This is a genomic window from Meiothermus granaticius NBRC 107808, assembly GCF_003574355.1.
Lineage (GTDB): Bacteria > Deinococcota > Deinococci > Deinococcales > Thermaceae > Meiothermus > Meiothermus granaticius.
The window spans coordinates 26,068-42,309 of record NZ_QWLB01000023.1 but is presented as its reverse complement, the minus strand read 5'-3'; the positions used below and the strand labels follow the sequence as shown (position 1 = coordinate 42,309).

The 16,242-nt window shown below is 62.4% G+C and carries 16 protein-coding genes; 7 read left to right on the top strand and 9 right to left on the bottom strand.

Going from position 1 to position 16,242, the window contains the following annotated elements; genetic code table 11:
* Nucleotides 1–34: 34 nt before the first annotated feature.
* From Mgrana_RS09510 to Mgrana_RS09495, 4 genes are all read left to right on the top strand, one after another.
* On the top strand, nucleotides 35–1,639 hold the full coding sequence (locus tag Mgrana_RS09510; protein WP_119357388.1) for a CRTAC1 family protein: 1,605 nt from the start codon (nucleotides 35–37) through the stop codon (nucleotides 1,637–1,639).
* 136 nt (nucleotides 1,640–1,775) lie between these two features.
* On the top strand, nucleotides 1,776–2,831 hold the full coding sequence (locus tag Mgrana_RS09505) for a substrate-binding domain-containing protein (protein ID WP_119357366.1): 1,056 nt from the start codon (nucleotides 1,776–1,778) through the stop codon (nucleotides 2,829–2,831).
* A gap of 154 nt (nucleotides 2,832–2,985) precedes the next feature.
* On the top strand, nucleotides 2,986–4,212 hold the full coding sequence (locus Mgrana_RS09500) for a sugar ABC transporter permease (RefSeq protein ID WP_119357365.1): 1,227 nt from the start codon (nucleotides 2,986–2,988) through the stop codon (nucleotides 4,210–4,212).
* Nucleotides 4,209–4,979 (top strand): ATP-binding cassette domain-containing protein, encoded by a 771-nt coding sequence (locus Mgrana_RS09495; RefSeq protein ID WP_119357364.1) that lies wholly within the window; start codon nucleotides 4,209–4,211, stop codon nucleotides 4,977–4,979. Before Mgrana_RS09500 ends, Mgrana_RS09495 begins: the two co-directional genes overlap by 4 nt.
* On the opposite strand, the gene Mgrana_RS09490 is transcribed toward Mgrana_RS09495, so the two are convergent.
* From Mgrana_RS09490 to hflX, 3 genes are all read right to left on the bottom strand, one after another.
* Entirely contained in the window at nucleotides 4,976–5,860 is an 885-nt protein-coding gene (locus Mgrana_RS09490; protein WP_119357363.1) for a DMT family transporter, read from the bottom strand. The two genes, Mgrana_RS09495 and Mgrana_RS09490, sit on opposite strands and share 4 nt — an antisense overlap.
* 79 nt (nucleotides 5,861–5,939) lie before the next feature.
* Nucleotides 5,940–6,614, bottom strand: coding sequence for a GGDEF domain-containing protein (locus tag Mgrana_RS09485; RefSeq protein ID WP_240631308.1), 675 nt, complete (start codon nucleotides 6,612–6,614; stop codon nucleotides 5,940–5,942).
* Nucleotides 6,615–6,671: 57 nt separating this feature from the next.
* Nucleotides 6,672–8,360, bottom strand: coding sequence for a GTPase HflX (gene hflX, locus Mgrana_RS09480; protein WP_119357362.1), 1,689 nt, complete (start codon nucleotides 8,358–8,360; stop codon nucleotides 6,672–6,674).
* Between the two features lie 105 nt (nucleotides 8,361–8,465).
* Here hflX and Mgrana_RS09475 point away from each other — a divergent pair, with 105 nt between their 5' ends.
* Together Mgrana_RS09475 and Mgrana_RS09470 are read left to right on the top strand one after the other, a co-directional pair.
* Entirely contained in the window at nucleotides 8,466–9,086 is a 621-nt protein-coding gene (locus Mgrana_RS09475) for an HAD family hydrolase (RefSeq protein ID WP_240631307.1), read from the top strand.
* Between the two features lie 13 nt (nucleotides 9,087–9,099).
* Nucleotides 9,100–9,678: a YdcF family protein gene (locus tag Mgrana_RS09470; protein WP_240631306.1), complete on the top strand. Its 579-nt coding sequence runs from the start codon at nucleotides 9,100–9,102 to the stop codon at nucleotides 9,676–9,678.
* A 7-nt stretch (nucleotides 9,679–9,685) separates the two neighbouring features.
* Here the strand turns inward: Mgrana_RS09470 and Mgrana_RS09465 are convergent, their stop codons facing one another.
* Both Mgrana_RS09465 and dnaG read right to left on the bottom strand, forming a co-directional pair.
* Complete coding sequence (locus Mgrana_RS09465) at nucleotides 9,686–10,453, bottom strand: CPBP family glutamic-type intramembrane protease (protein ID WP_119357361.1); 768 nt, start codon at nucleotides 10,451–10,453, stop codon at nucleotides 9,686–9,688.
* 22 nt (nucleotides 10,454–10,475) lie between these two features.
* Nucleotides 10,476–12,263, bottom strand: coding sequence for a DNA primase (dnaG, locus tag Mgrana_RS09460; RefSeq protein WP_240631305.1), 1,788 nt, complete (start codon nucleotides 12,261–12,263; stop codon nucleotides 10,476–10,478).
* Nucleotides 12,264–12,371: 108 nt separating this feature from the next.
* Between dnaG and tyrS the strand changes: the two genes are divergently transcribed.
* Nucleotides 12,372–13,664 (top strand): tyrosine--tRNA ligase, encoded by a 1,293-nt coding sequence (gene tyrS, locus Mgrana_RS09455; protein WP_119357360.1) that lies wholly within the window; start codon nucleotides 12,372–12,374, stop codon nucleotides 13,662–13,664.
* Here the strand turns inward: tyrS and Mgrana_RS09450 are convergent.
* Genes Mgrana_RS09450 through Mgrana_RS09435 form a run of 4 tightly spaced genes read right to left on the bottom strand, consistent with a single transcriptional unit; the run spans nucleotide 13,661 to nucleotide 16,242 of the window.
* Nucleotides 13,661–14,221: a QcrA and Rieske domain-containing protein gene (locus tag Mgrana_RS09450; RefSeq protein WP_119357359.1), complete on the bottom strand. Its 561-nt coding sequence runs from the start codon at nucleotides 14,219–14,221 to the stop codon at nucleotides 13,661–13,663. The two genes, tyrS and Mgrana_RS09450, sit on opposite strands and share 4 nt — an antisense overlap.
* Nucleotides 14,218–15,210, bottom strand: a complete 993-nt coding sequence (locus tag Mgrana_RS09445; protein ID WP_119357358.1) for a c-type cytochrome — start codon at nucleotides 15,208–15,210, stop codon at nucleotides 14,218–14,220. The genes Mgrana_RS09450 and Mgrana_RS09445 overlap by 4 nt, the downstream gene beginning before the upstream one ends.
* A 16-nt stretch (nucleotides 15,211–15,226) precedes the next feature.
* Nucleotides 15,227–15,712, bottom strand: a complete 486-nt coding sequence (locus tag Mgrana_RS09440; protein WP_119357357.1) for a cytochrome c-type biogenesis protein — start codon at nucleotides 15,710–15,712, stop codon at nucleotides 15,227–15,229.
* Nucleotides 15,709–16,242 carry a TlpA family protein disulfide reductase gene (locus tag Mgrana_RS09435; protein ID WP_119357383.1) on the bottom strand — a complete coding sequence of 178 codons (534 nt, stop codon included), beginning with the start codon at nucleotides 16,240–16,242 and terminating at the stop codon, nucleotides 15,709–15,711. The genes Mgrana_RS09440 and Mgrana_RS09435 overlap by 4 nt, the downstream gene beginning before the upstream one ends.

Here is a 16,242-nt window from a genome sequence, read left to right as displayed (position 1 = left end):
CCCCAGCTCTCAGGTCTGAACTATGATGGCGCTGATGCACTCAAGCTGGAAAGTGACGCTCTCAGGCTTCTGTTTGCTGCTGGGCTGGGGCCTGGCCCAGGTTGCGGTTCCTCGATTCGTTGAGGAGACCGAGACCTCCGGGATTAACAGCCGCTACGATGGCGACTACGTGGTGGGGGGCGGGGTGGCGGCTTTCGACTGCAATGACGACGGCCTCCCCGATCTGCTGCTCTCTGGCGGCGACAACAAGGCCAAGTTCTACCGCAATGTGAGCCGGGTGGGAGGAGCTTTGGAGTTCCGGGAGCAAACCTCAGGCCTCGAGCTGCCCCAGGTCAGCGGAGCCTATCCCATAGATCTCGATGGGGACGGCATCACCGATCTGGTACTCCTGCGGGCGGGAGAAGACCTGCTGATGCGTGGGCTGGGGGGGTGCAGGTTTCAGCCCGCCAATAAAGCCTGGGGCTTCCAAAGCAACAAAAACTGGAGCACCGCCCTCTCCGCCACTTGGGAACGCGGACAAAGCTGGCCCACGCTGGCCATTGGAACCTATGTTCAGCGCGACAGCGCGTTTCCCTGGGGGAGCTGCACCGATAACCTGCTGTACCGGCCCTCGAGCTCAGGCCAGGGGTTTGCCCCACCCATCCCCCTCAGGCCCAGTTACTGCAGCCTCTCGATGCTCTTCAGCGACTGGAACCGCTCGGGCATCCCCAGCCTGCGCATCAGCAACGATCGTGAGTACTACCGGGGGGGACAGGAACAGCTTTGGCAAATCACCCCAGGCCAGCCTCCGCGGCTCTACAGCGAAAGCGAGGGCTGGAAGCGCCTACAGATCTGGGGGATGGGCATCGCCAGCTATGACCTTAGCGGCAACGGCTATCCGGTCTACTTCCTCAGCAGCATGGGCGATAACAAGCTGCAGGCCCTGCAAGATGGAAGCCAAGGGCCTACCTACAGGGATCTCGCCTTCAAGCTAGGGGCGACTGCCCACCGGCCTTACACCGGCGGCGATGTGCACATCTCCACCGCCTGGCACGCGCAATTCGAAGATTTCAACAACGACGGCTGGATCGACCTGTTCATCGCTAAGGGCAACGTGGGCTTCATGAAAGATGCAGCCACCAAAGACCCCAACAACCTCCTGCTGGGAAAGCCCGATGGGAGCTTCCAGGAAGCGGGGGACAAGGCTGGGCTGGCCAGCTTTCTGCGGGGGCGTGGGGCAGCCCTCGTAGACCTCAACGGAGACGGGCTTTTGGATGTGGTGGTGGTAAACCGGATGGACAAAGCCCAGCTCTGGCGCAACGTGGGGGCTGGAAGCGCCGAGAGCCCTAAAGCCATGGGGCATTGGTTGGCTGTGCGTCCGCAGCAGCCAGGCCCCAATCGGGATGCCATCGGGGGGTGGCTCGAGGTTCAGCTCGGAGATCGTGTCCTGCGCCGTGAGCTCACCATCGGTGGGGGTCACGCCAGCGGCAGCCTTGGGTTCACGCACTTTGGTCTGGGGGATATGGCCTCGGCCAAAGTTCGCATTCTATGGCCAGATGGGGTCTGGAGCGACTGGCAAACCACGCCGGCCGATCAGTACCTGTGGCTAACCCGCAGCCAAGGAATCCTCCCGGCCAAGATAGGAACCCCCTCCAAGTAGCCCAAATTCCCATCCTCATCAGACCTATAGGGCATTGACGAGAATCCAGGGGTACGGTATTTTCATGGCGAGTCGAATAAAGAAGGGTAGAGCGATTTTAGAAGTTTCGGCTCAGCTGTGTTTTGGAGGAGGACGCATGAAGCCAATCGTTAAAGCCGCGGCTTTGGTCGCCACCGTGACCCTCATTGGATTGGGGTTATTCCAGCCCACCCAGGCCCAGAAAAAGATCATCGTAGGGGTGAGCTGGGACAACTTCCAGGAAGAGCGCTGGAAAACCGATGAGGCCGCAATCAAGGCTGCGCTGGCCGCCGGTGGAGCCGAGTACATCAGCACCGACGCCCAAGGTAGCACCGAGAAGCAGCTCAACGATGTCAACACCCTGATCTCTAAGGGAGCCAACGCATTAATTATCCTAGCTCACGACAAGGACGCCATCGGCCCAGCCATTGAAGCGGCCAAGGCGGCCAAGATTCCGGTAATCGGATACGATCGTCTGATTGAAGATCCTTACGCTTACTACCTGACCTTTGACAACGTCGAGGTGGGTCGGATCATGGCTCGAGACGTGCTCAAGGTCAAGCCCAGCGGGGTTTACGTCTTCATCAAGGGGGACCCCGGCGATCCCAACGCTGAATTCGTCTATGGCGGGCAGCGTGAGGTGCTCGAGCCCTCCATCAAGAGCGGCAAGATTACCGTTGGAGCGGTACAGTCCACCGAGGGTTGGAAACCGGAAAATGCCCAGCGCAACATGGAGCAGATCCTGACCAAGCTCAACAATAAGGTGGACGCGGTGATGAGCTCCAACGACGGCATGGCCGGAGGTGTGGTGGCAGCCCTGACCGCGGTCAAGCTCGATGGCAAGGTGGCAGTATCGGGCCAGGACGGAGACAAAGCTGCGCTCAACCGCGTCGCCTTGGGCACCCAAACCGTGAGCGTCTGGAAGGATGCCCGGGCCTTGGGCAAGGCCGCTGGCGAGATCGCCATTGAGCTGGCCAAGGGTACTCCCCTCAGCGGTATCAAGGGTACCCAAATCTTCAAGGACGGCCCTAAAAAGGTGCCTATGCACGCCACCCTGCTGAAGCCCATCGGAATTACCCGCAGCAACCTCAACATCGTGCTGGATGCTGGTTGGATCAGCAAGGACGTGCTCTGCAAAGGCGTGGATCCAGCCAAGGTTCCCGTCTGCAAATAACCTAAGCTACGCCTACAGGTGAGCACGTACCCATGCGTGTTCACCTGTATTGCTTCATCAAGGAAAGCCCTCGAGCTGAATCCGCTCTACCCTACCCCAGCATCGGCCCTAAGCCTTCATCATCGAGTCATTGAGGAGTGCTTTGAGACCAACCATGCAAAACGCACCCACAACCCCCTCCGCGCCGCGTCGCTCGCTCTTAGAGAGCTTGGGGGTAGACCTCCAACTGCTGACCATGCTGCTGGCGCTGGTGATCGTGTGGATCGGTTTCCAGATCTGGAGCGAAGGCACCTTTCTTTCCCCCCGCAACCTGTGGTTCTTGGCGGTGCAGACGGCCGTAGTGGGGATTATGGTGGGCGGAATGGTGCTGGTGATCGTGGCCCGGCAAATTGACCTCTCGGTCGGCAGCGTTTTGGGTTTTACCGCCATGATCATGGCGGTCCTACAATCTCATGCCCTTTCAGGTAAGGGCTGGCCCTGGGAACTGGCCCTGTTGGTGGGGCTGGGGGTAGGGGTACTGATTGGAGCCTTCAACGGTTACCTGACCGCCTACTGGGGGGTTCCTGCTTTTGTGGTCACCCTGGCTGGGCTGCTGATCTTCCGCAATGCCACCTTCTCCGTCTCCAATATCACCATCTCCCCCTTAGACCCTACCTTCCAAATTCTAGGGGGGGGCAACAACGGTTCCATCGGCGGGTTCTGGACCTGGGTGTTCGGAGGGATCGCGGCCCTATTGATCATCTGGCAAACCCTCCTGGGGCGGGCCCGCCGTCAGAGAAACGGCTTTGCGGTGCGTCCGGTGTGGGCCGAGGTATTGGTGACGGGAATTACCCTGTTGATCGTCTTTGGGTTCGTCAAGGTTATGAACGACTACCCAATTCCCGGTACCAACCCCCCGGTTCCCGCAGGAATTTCGGTGCCGGTGTTGATCGCCGTTGTGGTTTTGGGGTTTCTGCACTGGATGAGCCGTAGCACTCGCTTTGGCCGCTACATTTACGCCATTGGGGGAAACCCTGAAGCCGCCCTCCTGGCAGGGATCAACGTCAAGCGAATGCTGGTCTATATCTTCATGCTGATGGGATTCCTCACCGCGCTCGCAGCAGCAGTCCAGGCGGCAAGGCTCAATGCCGCTACCCCTGGCTTGGGCATGAACCTCGAGCTCACCGTGATTGCCGGTGCGGTGATCGGGGGAACAGTGCTCTCCGGTGGCAGCGGCACCATCCTGGGAGCTGCCTTGGGCTCGCTGCTCATCAGCAGTCTGGTCAACGGCCTAGGACTGGTGGGGGTACCCACCGAACAGCAAAACATCTATGTTGGGATCGTCTTGTTGGTGGCGGTGCTTTGGAACACCATCACCAACCGCAGAAAGGGGAGCCGATGACCCCTTTGATCGAGATGAAGCACATCAGCCTGCGCTTTGGCGGCAACCAGGCCCTCAAGGACGTGAGCGTAAACCTCTACCCAGGCGAGGTGCTGGGGCTCTTAGGGCACAACGGCGCAGGGAAATCCACGCTGATCAAGGTGCTCTCTGGAGCCTACCAGGCCGACAGTGGGCAGATTTTCGTAGAGGGGCAGGAAGTCCAGGTCAAGACCCCCCAAGATTCTCAGCGCTATGGCATCGAAACCATCTATCAAAACCTGGCCCTGGCCGACAACCTAGATGCCGTGGCCAACGTGTTTCTGGGCCGGGAAAAGGTGCGCGGGGTGGCGCTGGACGAAGACACCATGGAGCTCGAGGCCCGGAACGTGCTGGATCGTCTGCGCATCCGCATTCCCAGCCTGCGGGTTCCGGTGCAAAACATGTCGGGTGGGCAGCGCCAGAGCGTTGCCATTGGCCGGGCCATCTATTTCAAAGCCAAGTGCCTCATCATGGATGAGCCCACCGCGGCCTTGGGCCCGGAAGAGACCCGCAAAGTAGGCGAGCTGATCAAAGCACTCAAGAGCGAGGGGGTGGGGATTTTCCTAATCAGCCATGACCTGCATGACGTATTTGACCTCTCCGACCGACTAACGGTGATGAAAAACGGAGCGGTAGTGGGTACGGTCAACACCAAAGACGTAACCCACGACGATGTGCTGGGGATGATCATCGGTGGGGTGATGCCCAAAGGCGTCCCCAGCGCCGACGATCAAGCTCCAACCGCCTAGGCCTTTACACTTTGCTTGGGCCCTCGGCCCAGGGTGTTCAGCACAATCACGCCCACCAAGGCGATCCCCCCACCCACCACAGCCAGCAGGGTGGGGATTTCGCCGCGCAAAAAGAAGGCCAGCAGGTAGGAGAAGATCGGAGAGACATATAGAAAACTGGCCACTCGGCTGGCCGGGGCAATCGAGAGGGCGTAATTCCAGGTCATGTAGGCCAGGGCGCTGGGCAGAAGGCCCAGGTATATTACGCTCCCCACCGAGGCCGCCGAGGCCCTCGAGAGCTCCCCGTAAAGCCCCGGCAGAAACACCAGCAGGGGTAGGGTTCCCGCCCAAATGGAGTAAACCGTAAACCGCAGGGCGCCATACCGGCGGACCAAGGTCCGTTGAAATACGAAGTAAATCGAGGTGGAGAGCGCGGCCAGCAAGATCAGCAGGGCGCCCGGCTCCAAACGGAAGGTCCCCGGATGATTGCCGATCGCAATCAGCCCAACCCCCACAAATGCGATGGCAATCCCCAGCCAGCCCATGTGCGTGAGGCGCTCACGCTGAAATATATAGGCCATCAGGGCCACGAATACCGGCCCACAAGCGATCAGAATGGCCGCGGGCCCCGAGGCCACGTTTTGCAACCCGGTGGTGAGGGCGGTGTGGTATACGCTGATGCCCAGAAACCCCAGCCCCAGCAGCCATCCCCAGTCGCGCCAAGCAGGAAGGGGTATCCGTGTGACTACCGCATAAACCGCCAGGGCCGCTGAAGCCACCAAAAAGCGCAGCAGCACCAGGTGTACCGGGCTGAAGTCGCTGAGGGCATTTTTGATGATTGGATAGACCGAGGACCAGGGCAAAAGGGTGATGAGGATGGCAACAAGGGCTCGAGGCTCCACTCAGGGATTGTATGAGCTAAACCCAGTTTGGCCAATTAGCGGCAGGACAGCTCAGCCCCAGCCGGTGAAGCCTGCGCTTTTAGTAGTACGATCCCGGAAAGGTCTGGTTCTGGCCGGAGCTCGAGGCTTCAGCCTGAAGCAGCCGGGCTCGAGCCAGTACCTCTGAGGCCGAGCGATGCCCACTCCGACCGGTATGTCCCAGGCTGAGGGTGACCTTGAGGCCGGGATGGAGGGTGTTCCAGTCCTGCTTGAACACCGCCATCCGCAATCGCTCGCATACCCCAAAGGCCCGGTCGCCCGTAGCTCCCCGTAGGATGAGGCCAAAGGACCCATCCTCCAGCCGACCGGCCACATCCCCCCGCCGCAAAGCCCGGGTCACCAGCCCGGCTACCCGCAGCACCACCTCATCGGCTAAAGCCGCTGAAAACAGGTTCGAGAGCTGATCAAACTGGTCTATGGAGAAGAAGACCACCGAGAAGTCCCCCTCCTCTGCCAGAGCCCGCTCGAGCGCAGTGCTGAACGCCTTGGCATTGGGCAGATGGGTCAGCTCGTCCAATTCCCCCGGTGTGACCTCATCCAGTAGGGTGCTGCGGGATTTGAGCAACAGCAGGTTGCGTTCTTGGGCAAGGCGCAGGGCCTCCTCCAGGAGGGAAACCGGCCCTCCATGGGTTTGGGCTTGGCTCAGGGCCTGCTCGAGCAGCTGGGCTAACCGCAGGTCTTCGTCGCGCAGTTTCTCAGGGTTCACGGGCCCCATTCTACGCGAGCCCCCCTGCAGCACAGGGGTTTTTGACCATACCCTGATCGGCTGGGCCTAGTCTCCCGAGGCGGTATAGCTGGATACGGGCCCTGGATGCACATAGGCAGTCCAGGGCGCGGGTTTGATCCCTTGGGCCAACAAGGCCTCCGCCAGGGCCGCTTTAAGCTCAGGCAACCCCTCTCCCTTCAGGGCGGAAACCGCGATCCCTCCCAAGCGTTCCCGCACGAACTCGAGGTCGTACCCCCCGGCCCGATCCGCTTTGGAGAGCACCAAAATGCGGGGCACCTCCACCCCCAGTTCCCCCAGCAGCCCCTCAACCACGGCATGGCGCTCGAGCGCCCCCTCCTGCGAGGCGTCCAGCACATGCAGCAGAACATCGGCATGGCGCAGCTCTTCCAGGGTCGAACGGAACGCCTCGATCAGCTCGTCTGGCATGTGGCGGATGAATCCCACCGTGTCGGTGTAGAGCACCTCGCCAATCTCGCCCAGAAACCCCCGCCGAGTCAGCGGGCGCAAGGTTGCAAAAAGCTTATTCTCGCCTGGGTCGCCGGCCTTGGCCAGGGCCTGCATTAAGGTGGTCTTACCGGCATTGGTATACCCTACCACACCCACCGTTGGAACCCCGGTTCTTTCCCGCTGCCGCCGGGCCTCAAAGCGGCGAGCGGCGATCCCGGAGAGCTTTCGGGTCAGCTCAGCGATGCGGTCTTGCAGGCGGCGACGGTCTTGCTCGAGCTTGGTCTCCCCCGGCCCCCGGGTGCCGATCCCACCGCCCAATCGGGACAGTTCCTTGCCCTGCCCCACCAAGCGGGGCAACAGGTACTTGAGCTGGGCCAGCTCAACTTGAACCTTGGCCTCAGGGGTACGGGCATGCTGGGCAAAGATATCCAGAATGAGCTGGGTACGATCCAGCACCTTGAGCCCGGTCACCGCCTCGAGCTCACGGGCCTGGGCCGGGGTCAGTTCAATGCCGAAGATCAGCGTGCCGGCATTCTGGTGATAGGCCTGGCTCAAAATCTCCTCGACCTTGCCCCGTCCCACGGCATAGCGGTTGTCCAGCGTAGGCCGGAACACCAGTTCCCGGTGGGCGACCACCGCCCCCGCCGTCCGGGCCAGCTCGCTGAGCTCAGCCAGGTCCATCTCGGCTTGGGGGCCCTCACCCTGATCTATCCCCACCAGCACCGCGCGTTCCCCGGAGCCGTCCTTGACATCCAAAACCTTGGCCTGTCTCGAGAGCTCTTCCTCTAGGGCCGAGACTGCCGCCGAGACATCCCAGTCGAGGTAGTCCAGATAGGATTTGGACGGGAGGATCTGCCAGTCCTCCTCATCGGCCTTGGGAGGAGACAACAGCGCCAGATGCAGCTGGCCCGGGTGCCCATCCTCGACCTCGAGGGCCGCCAGCGCATCCAAGCGGTTCAGGAACAATACCGAGAGGTCCGAGCGTGAAAGCCCCCCAGCCCCCAGGTGGGTGTGCAGCAGGCGGTATCCCGAGAGCCGGGTCTGGACCAGCGCGCTCTGGGGCACGGGAACCTCCTTGGCATCCCCTATCGCCACCCGCAACACCCGACCCGCCCGGTCCAAAAGCAGGGCAATGGGCTTCCCCAGTTCTCCCGACAACCCCGCCAGGGTGCGGGCCAGCTCTAAGGTCAGCACGCGGTTGGCTCCCACACGGCGGTTGTACAGGTTGACCAGACGCTTTTTTTCGCTGGGCTTAAGCCCCTGGGTACGTCCAAAAATGGTCTCCACTAAGCGATCACCGAGTCGGACAAAGCACACACGCCCTCCACCGCTGGGTTCACGGTCTGGAGGGCGTGTCGAAGTCTCAACTCGAGGGTTAGTATAGCATTCACTGTGTCAGCCCACCTTGATCCAGCTCACACGCCCAGGCCCGCCTCTCTGCGCGGGGTGTTCTTCGATATGGACGACACCCTGCTTCAACCCCGACACCCCCACCCACTCCCTCTTTTCAAGGCCAAGCACGGCCTGCCGTTAGACCAACTGGTCATCGAGGGGATCCAGGCCCGCCCGCCAAGGGAGCAACGGGCCATTCTCGAGGAGTTTCAGGCTCTAGAGCGCGAACTCTCCGCCACCTCTGAGCTGCGTGAGGGCATCCTCGAGCTGCTGGGCGAACTGAGGCGCCAAAACCTGCATCTGGCCCTCCTCACCAACAACCACCGCGACTCGGTGGAGGTGGTGCTTCGGCGCCACCGCCTATGGTTTCCCCTGATTCTCACCCGCGAGGATGCCCGGCCCAAACCCGCCCCCGACCTCATCCTACGGGCCTTGGCGCACTTCGGCCTCTCGCCCCAACAAGCTGTCTACGTCGGGGATTCCCTGGCCGACCTCAGCGCGGCTCGAGCCGCCGGGGTCCACGCGGTGTTCCTCGCCACCCCGGACAACACGAACTTTGTGCCCCGCCACGCGCATCCCGCTGAGCTGTTGCAGGCGCTGCGCCCCTACCTGGCGGTGTAGACTGAAGCGGGTCATGCGCTGGCTTGTGGCAATGTTTATCTTTGGGGCGCTGCTTTTGGCCTTTCCGGGGACAGTGAGCCGCGCCTTGGAGCACCTGCAGCCCCTGGCCCTTTCGCAGGCCAAAGCCCAGTCTGGACCGCTCAAAGCGGAGTGGATCGTGGTTTTGGGGGCGGCGCAGTACAACGGTCACCCCTCACCCATCCTCAAGAACCGGCTCGAGGCGGCCTTACGGCTATATCGTGAGGGCAAGGCCCGGCGCATTGCCACCACCGGTGGGCGCTCTCCCGGCGATGCCTACAGCGAAGGCCAGGTAGGCTGCCGTTATCTGATGGAGCGGGGGGTACCGAGGTCGGCGCTCTACTGCGAAAGCCGCAGCCGGAACACCTGGGAGAACCTCGAGAACCTGCTTTCGGTAGTGGGAAAGCACCCCATCCTGATCGTCACCGATGAACCCCATCTACCTCGGGCGCTGATCTTCGCTGAGCGGCTGGGGTTGCAGGCCCGCGGATATCCGGTGCAGGGGCAGTTCAAGGAGTCCTACCGCCAACGCGAGACCCTGCTGGCCTTTCTGGCTCAGCTTGGGCTCAAGTAGGCTCAGCTCAACTGCCGCCCACTCCATGCAGCACGAGGTCGGCGCAAAAGTGGGCCAGCATGGCGTGCTCGAGGCCCCTCTTCCAGTAGAGGTAACCGAAGCCCACCCCAGCGAGCGCATTAAGGGCTAAGGTGCGCACTACCACCCCAGCGGTGAGCGGCCAAAGGGTAGAAGCCGCGGGCAGGTGAGCGGCCCCAAATAGCAGCGCGGCCAGCAGGATGGCCGCCCAGAACACCCAAGGCGGCGTCAAGTCCTGGCGACGAACAAAGCTCCGCCTCAACAGCCAGGCCAGGAGGGTCATCAGGAACAGGCGCAGCAACAGCTCTTCGGTAATACCCCCATACCCTGAGGCCAGCAAGCGCTTCCATAAGGCCACTGTGGGCAGCGTGAGCCCGGCCAAAGGGGGCAGCAATGGGGCGAATAGGCGATCCAACAGCAACAATCCCCCGCCAATCATCAGTCCCGCCACCCCGGCACGAACCAGCGTAGAGGGGGGCTGTGAAGGCGGTTGCCGCTCGAGCCAGGCCCGGACCAAAGGGGAGTCCAGCCCCAGGGGCCTACCCAGGCGCAACCCAAGCCAGGAAAGCCCCAGCAACAGCACAAAGCTCTGGGCTACAGAGGCCAGAACCAGAATGCCCAGGGGTGGAAGCTGGGCGGCTCGAGCGGGATAAAGGGCCAGGGTATAGGGCAGCACTGCCACAGTCGCCAAGGCACCCAGCACAGCCCACAGCAGGGCCAGGTGGAGGAGGGACCTTTCGGGCAGGTTGAGGCGCATCCCCGCAATAATAGGAGTCCCCTTAGCGCTTGTAAATTCGCCGTTCAGCCTCGATAGCCTTTTGTGTTTCGGAAATCTCCCGCAATAAATCCACAGAGGGCTCGGTCTTGAGCTTGGCCTTAAGCTTGTCTAGGCGCAGCTCGTAGTAAACCTCCCGCAGCCGGGCCATCGCGGTGGTCAGGTGGGCCTCAAGGTTCGCCGGCTCGAAGGTCGGGCTCTTCATCAGCACATCGATCAGCCGGGCCCCCTCTCCTCGGGCTTCAAAGTGCTTGAGCACCCGATTTTTGCCCTGTTCGCTCCGGGCAGCGCTCATGAACTCGGCCAGCAGCGTGCCCTCCGGCGGCCAGGTATGGTCCTCCACGTAGCGGCACCACCCCACGAACTCCTCCTCGGCCACCCCGTACAGGAGAGCGATCACGTCCAACTCCCGCAGCAAGCGCTTCTCGGTCAGGTCGGGGCGAGCCAGCCCCACCGCCAGCCTGGGGTCAGGGCGAAGCGGGCCCCGGCGGGATTCCTGACGGCCTCGAGCCAAGTAGTCCTCGAGCACTCGGGCAGGGAGTTCCAGCCCACTCAGCACCTTGGCCTTGAGCCGCTCCACCACCGGGTCAAAGGGCTCGTGGGTCAGAAGCCGGGGTTTGAGCGCCTCCAATACCCTTTGCTTATGCTCTGCACGGCGCAAATCCAGCCCCGCCGCCGCCATTTCAAAACGGTACTCCACCTCGGGAAGGGCCGCCTCGAGGGCCCTTTGGTAATGCGTCTGACCGTCGGGCAGCAGCAGCAGCTCGCCGGGATCCTTGCCGCCTTCCAGAAGGACCGCATAGACCAAAAAGCCTCGAGCGATCTCCAGGTTCAGGCTCTGCAAGGTGGCCTTCCGCCCGGCCTCATCGGCATCGAAGGAGAGGTAGAGTTGGCTGGCCTCGGCCCGCTTGAGGAGGTGGGCCTGCTCCGAGGAGAGCGAGCTGCCAAGCACCGCGACTGCCTCGCGGAACCCCAGCTGATGCAGGGCGATGGCGTCAAACAACCCCTCTACCACAATGGCCCGGCCACTCTCCCGAATGCCCTGCCGGGCCTGGGGATAGGCGTAGAGGAGCAGGCTTTTCTTGAACAGAGCGGTCTCGGGAGAGTTGAGGTACTTGGGGGTATCCTCCGCCGACAAAGCCCGCGCGGTAAAGGCCACAATACGCGAAAGAGGGTCCTGAATGGGAAAGGTGATGCGGTTGCGAAAGCGGTCAAAGAAGCGCCCCTCCCGCTCCATCAGCACGCCGGCCTCGAGCCCTTCCTGGGGGCTTATCCCCTGAGCGTGGAGAAACTTGAGCAGCCCATCCCAGCCCGGTGGGGCATAGCCCAGGCCAAACTGCTCCACGGATGCCGCGCTCAAGCCCCGGCGCTGGAGGTAAGCCAGGGCCTCCCCCGAGAGATGCTCGCGGAAGTATTGCTGGGCCAACTCGAGCACCTGCAAGGTCTCTTTGCGCGGCCCTGTTTTGCCCTTGTGCTGCGGAAGCTCGACCCCGGTCTCCTGGGCCAGGCGCTCGAGGGCCTCCCGGAACTCGATCCCCTCGATCTTCTGCAAAAAGGCGAAGATATCTCCCCCATTCTTGCAGCCAAAGCAATAGCACAACCCCTTGGTCTCGTCCACTTGGAAGCTGGGGGTTTTCTCCTGGTGAAACGGGCACAGGCCTTTCCAGCGCCCCTTTCCCGCGGGCTTCAAGGCCACATACCGCCCCACCAGCTCATGGATGGGCATCCGTGAGCGGATCAGCTCAATAGCCTGGGCGCTTTGCAAGTCCACCGCCAACTCCGTTCGAACCATTCTAGGTCAAGTTGGGCCCCAGGGTTAAAGCCTGGGGGTTTATTAAGCCCCCCGATCAAGGCCGCAGCCCCGCAGGGGAACGGGTCCAGGAAGGGTATACTGTCCTGGATGACGCTTTCTGCAACCAAGGCCCTCGAGGCCCTACAGGTAGGCGCGGTAGATATCATCCCCCGCGAAGAACTCTTCAAGAAGCTCGAGTCCGGGCGCCGGCTCAAGGTCAAGCTGGGGCTAGACCCCACCCGGCCGGATATCCACATCGGCCATGCCGTGGTGCTGCGCAAGATGCGCCAATTCCAAGAGCTCGGCCACAAGGTCGTTATCATCATCGGGGATTTCACCGCAATGATCGGAGATCCCTCCGGGCGCAGCGCCACCCGCCCCCCCCTAACCCTCGAGGAAACCCGGGCCAACGCTCGGAGTTATGTCGAGCAGGTCGGAAAAATCCTGATCACCGAAGACCCCCAGCGCTTCGAGCTGCGTTACAACTCAGAGTGGCTCGAGAAGCTGGGCTTTGCCGAGATCATCCGGCTCACCTCCCAGCTCACGGTGGCCCAGATGCTCGAGCGCGAGGATTTCAAAAACCGCTACACCAACGGGATCCCCATCAGCATCCACGAGTTCTTGTATCCCTTCGCTCAGGCCTACGATTCGGTTCCGATTCAGGCCGATGTGGAGATGGGCGGCACCGACCAGAAGTTCAACCTGTTGGTCGGGCGTGAGGTCCAGCGGGCCTATGGGCTCGAGGAGCAGGTGGTCTTCACCATGCCGCTGCTGGTCGGGGGGGATGGGCGCAAGATGTCGAAGAGTTACGACAACTACATCGGCATCGCGGAGGAGCCCAGCGAGATCTACCGCAAGCTGATGAAGGTGGAAGACCTCTACCTCCAAACCTACTTCGAGCTGTGCACCGACCTGACCCCGGAGGAAATTCAAGGGGTGCTGGAGAAGGGTGGGATGGTGGGGGCCCACCGGGTGCTGGCCCGCTTGCTGGCGGGAGCCTACAGCCAGCCGCGAATCCCCCCCCGCCTCGACCGCAGCGTTTACGAGGGGATGGGGTATCGCCTCGAGAGCGCCGGGCAAGATGCCCTGCCAGGGGATTCGCTGGTGGCAGAAGCCGAGGCCCGCTACAATGCGATCGCCAAAGGCGGTATTCCCGAGGACATCCCGGTGGTCCCAATTAACCACCGCGACCTCCAAGGCGGCCAGATACCGCTGGCCCGGCTCTTTACCCTGGCCGGGCTCACCGCTTCCAACAGCGAAGCCCGGCGCGTAGCCGAGCAAAAAGGCCTGCGGGTCAACGGAGAGGTGGTTCGCGACGCCAACCAGCCGATCGCGCTGAACCAGCCCCTGGTCTTGCAGCGCGGCAAAGACCGGTTCGTGCGGGTTCAGCCCGGCGATTAGCCCTTCTCAAAGGGTCGGAACGGGATCTCGTATCCGGTGACGTAAAGCTCTGGGCCCACCTGCTCGAGCCGCAGCCGTGGCAAAGGGTACTCTGGAGGGCCATATACAGCCTTCCCCGCCTGCAAGGGCTCATAGGCCCCAAAATGGCAGGGGCAGCCTAGAAAAGGGTGATCGGTGCGGTGGTTGTAGGCGATCGCTCCGAGCTCGGGGTTGTCCACAAAATTCACCGTACAGCCCATGTGGGTGCAGACCCTCGAGAGTGCCAGGAAGTGCTGCCCACCCACGCTCAACCCGCCTGAGACCGCTTGGGGCAAGCTAAACACCACCGCCGGCAGTTCTCCCCCTCGGAAAGGATACCCAAAGTAGCGAAACTTCCAGGGGGCGTCCAGCTCCGCCAGAGACGCCACCAAAACCCTCGGGCCGTCTTTCCAGACCGGCTCCCCTACCCCTTTTTTCAAAAGCTGGATGTTGACGGTGCGCCAACCCAGCCAGGCGAAGAATCCAGCGGTAACCGCGCTGGGCACAATCCAGATAAAGTCGCGTCGGGTGAGCTTCATAACCCCTTCAAGTACTCCAACAAGGCCTGCAACTCCTGCGGGCCGAGCGGCACCGCCGGCATCTGCCCCCGCCCCTTGGTCACAATTTCGCGCACGGCTTCGGGCACCTTGAGCACGGGATTTCCCTTGAGGGCCGGCCCAATCCCCCCCTGGGCCTGGGCCCCGTGGCAGGCAGCACAGTTTTGCAAGTAGACCTGTTGCCCCGGCGAGGCCGCAGCGTTCAGCTGGGCCCTAGCGGTGTCAATGAGGCCCTGCACCCGCTCTTTGGCCTGGCCCCCAGCCTTTAAGTAGCCCTCCCAAGCCCGGATGGCCTCTTGGGGCTTGGCGCTTTGGAAGTAGGCGTTGCCCAAGAAAAGCCAGCCCTCAGGTTCATTGGGTTGGGCTTTGGTGGCGATCTCCAAGATTGGGATGGCCTGCGCGGTACGCCCCCCCATGAACAGCAGAATGCCCAGGCGGCGCAGCACCACCGGGTTTTTAGGGTCAAGCTCGGCAGCTTTGATGTAGGCCGGCACCGCCCGCTCGAAGTCCCGCAGGTCATAGGCTCGGTTGGCATAGGCCAGCCAGTCCGCGGCCTTTCCGGTGCGTTTGGCGGTGGCCTCGAGGTCCGCCAACTCGCGGGCCTCGTTGCGGCTGGTGATGAGGGTCTCTCCAGGCAAGCGCGGCACTGTGCTGCGCCACAGCCCCACCCCCAGCACCACCAAACCCAGCACCACCACGCTGATCACCCCCGGGCTCAGGCGGCGCAGCGAGGGGGTTTGGGAGCCCAGCTCAGCCAGCTCACGCTCGAGGCGCACCGCCTGGGCCAACAACCGCTTGCGCTCCTGCCCTTCGGCCTCCTTGGCCTGGGCCTTGAGCACCTCGATCTCGGCCTGCAGTTCGTAGGGGCGCGGGCTCTCCGGAAACGGCATCGGGGTGGCCCAGAAAGGCCGTAGCCCATAGCCTAAGCCCAGTAAAACCAGCACGCCAAGAAGGATGTAAGCGATGGTCATGAAATGAAAACCTCATTCAACGATCGGTGTTTGGCTTTGGGCCTTCCAGCTCGGCCTCGAGGCGCTGGATTTCCTCCTCGGGAACCTCGGCAGAGGCCATCTGGGCCCGCTGCCGAAGACGGCTCTGGTAGCGCCACAATACCCAGCCCAGCAGGCCCAGACCCAGCAGGGGCGAAAGCCAGATCCACAGCGTGGCCCCATGCCGGGGCGGATCATAGAGGATCCAGTCCCCGTAGCGTTGGACGAAATAGGCCTTGATCTGGGCTTCGCTCTTGCCCTGAGCCAGTTGCTCCGCGATGATTCGGCGCATCTCCACCGAGATATCGGCGTTGCTCTCAGCTGCCGACTCCCCCTGACACACCGGGCAGCGCAGCTCACGGGCGATGTCATACACGCGGCTCGAGAGATCCGGCGGAGGGCTCGAGTTCTGGGCAAAAGCCAGACCCACCAGCAACCCAATGGCCAGCATCCAACCCAGGAGGGCAGGCCGGCGAAGGCTCATCCGCCCCCCTGCTTGAGCATCGCGGCCAGGTCAGCCTGGCTCACCGGCCCCACGTGGCGCAGCCGCACCTTGCCGCTGGTGTCGATTAAAAATGTCTCGGGCACGCCATAGGTACCGTACTCAATGTACATCCGCCCATTGTCTTGCACGCTGGGGAACCCCAGGCCGTACTGCTGGATGAAGCTCAGCGCATCCGAGGGGTTTCTCTCCTGGGTGTTGATGCCCAGCACCATGATCTTGTCCTTGTTCTGCTGCCAGAAGGCGCTCAAGACCGGGCCTTCCTGCTGACAAGGAATACACCAACTGGCCCAGAAGTTGATCAGGATGGGTTTCTTACCGACCAACTCGGACAGCTCGAGCTCACGGCCCCACTCGGCCTGATATGGGGGTAGCACCGGTAGGGTAAAGGCCGGGGCCGGCTTGCCCACCAGCACCGAGGGCAGTGCGGTGGGGTTGGAGCGGCGCAGCCCCCACAAAAATAGGGCGCCCACCGCCAGCACAATCACCAAAGGCCACAAGAAACGCTGCAT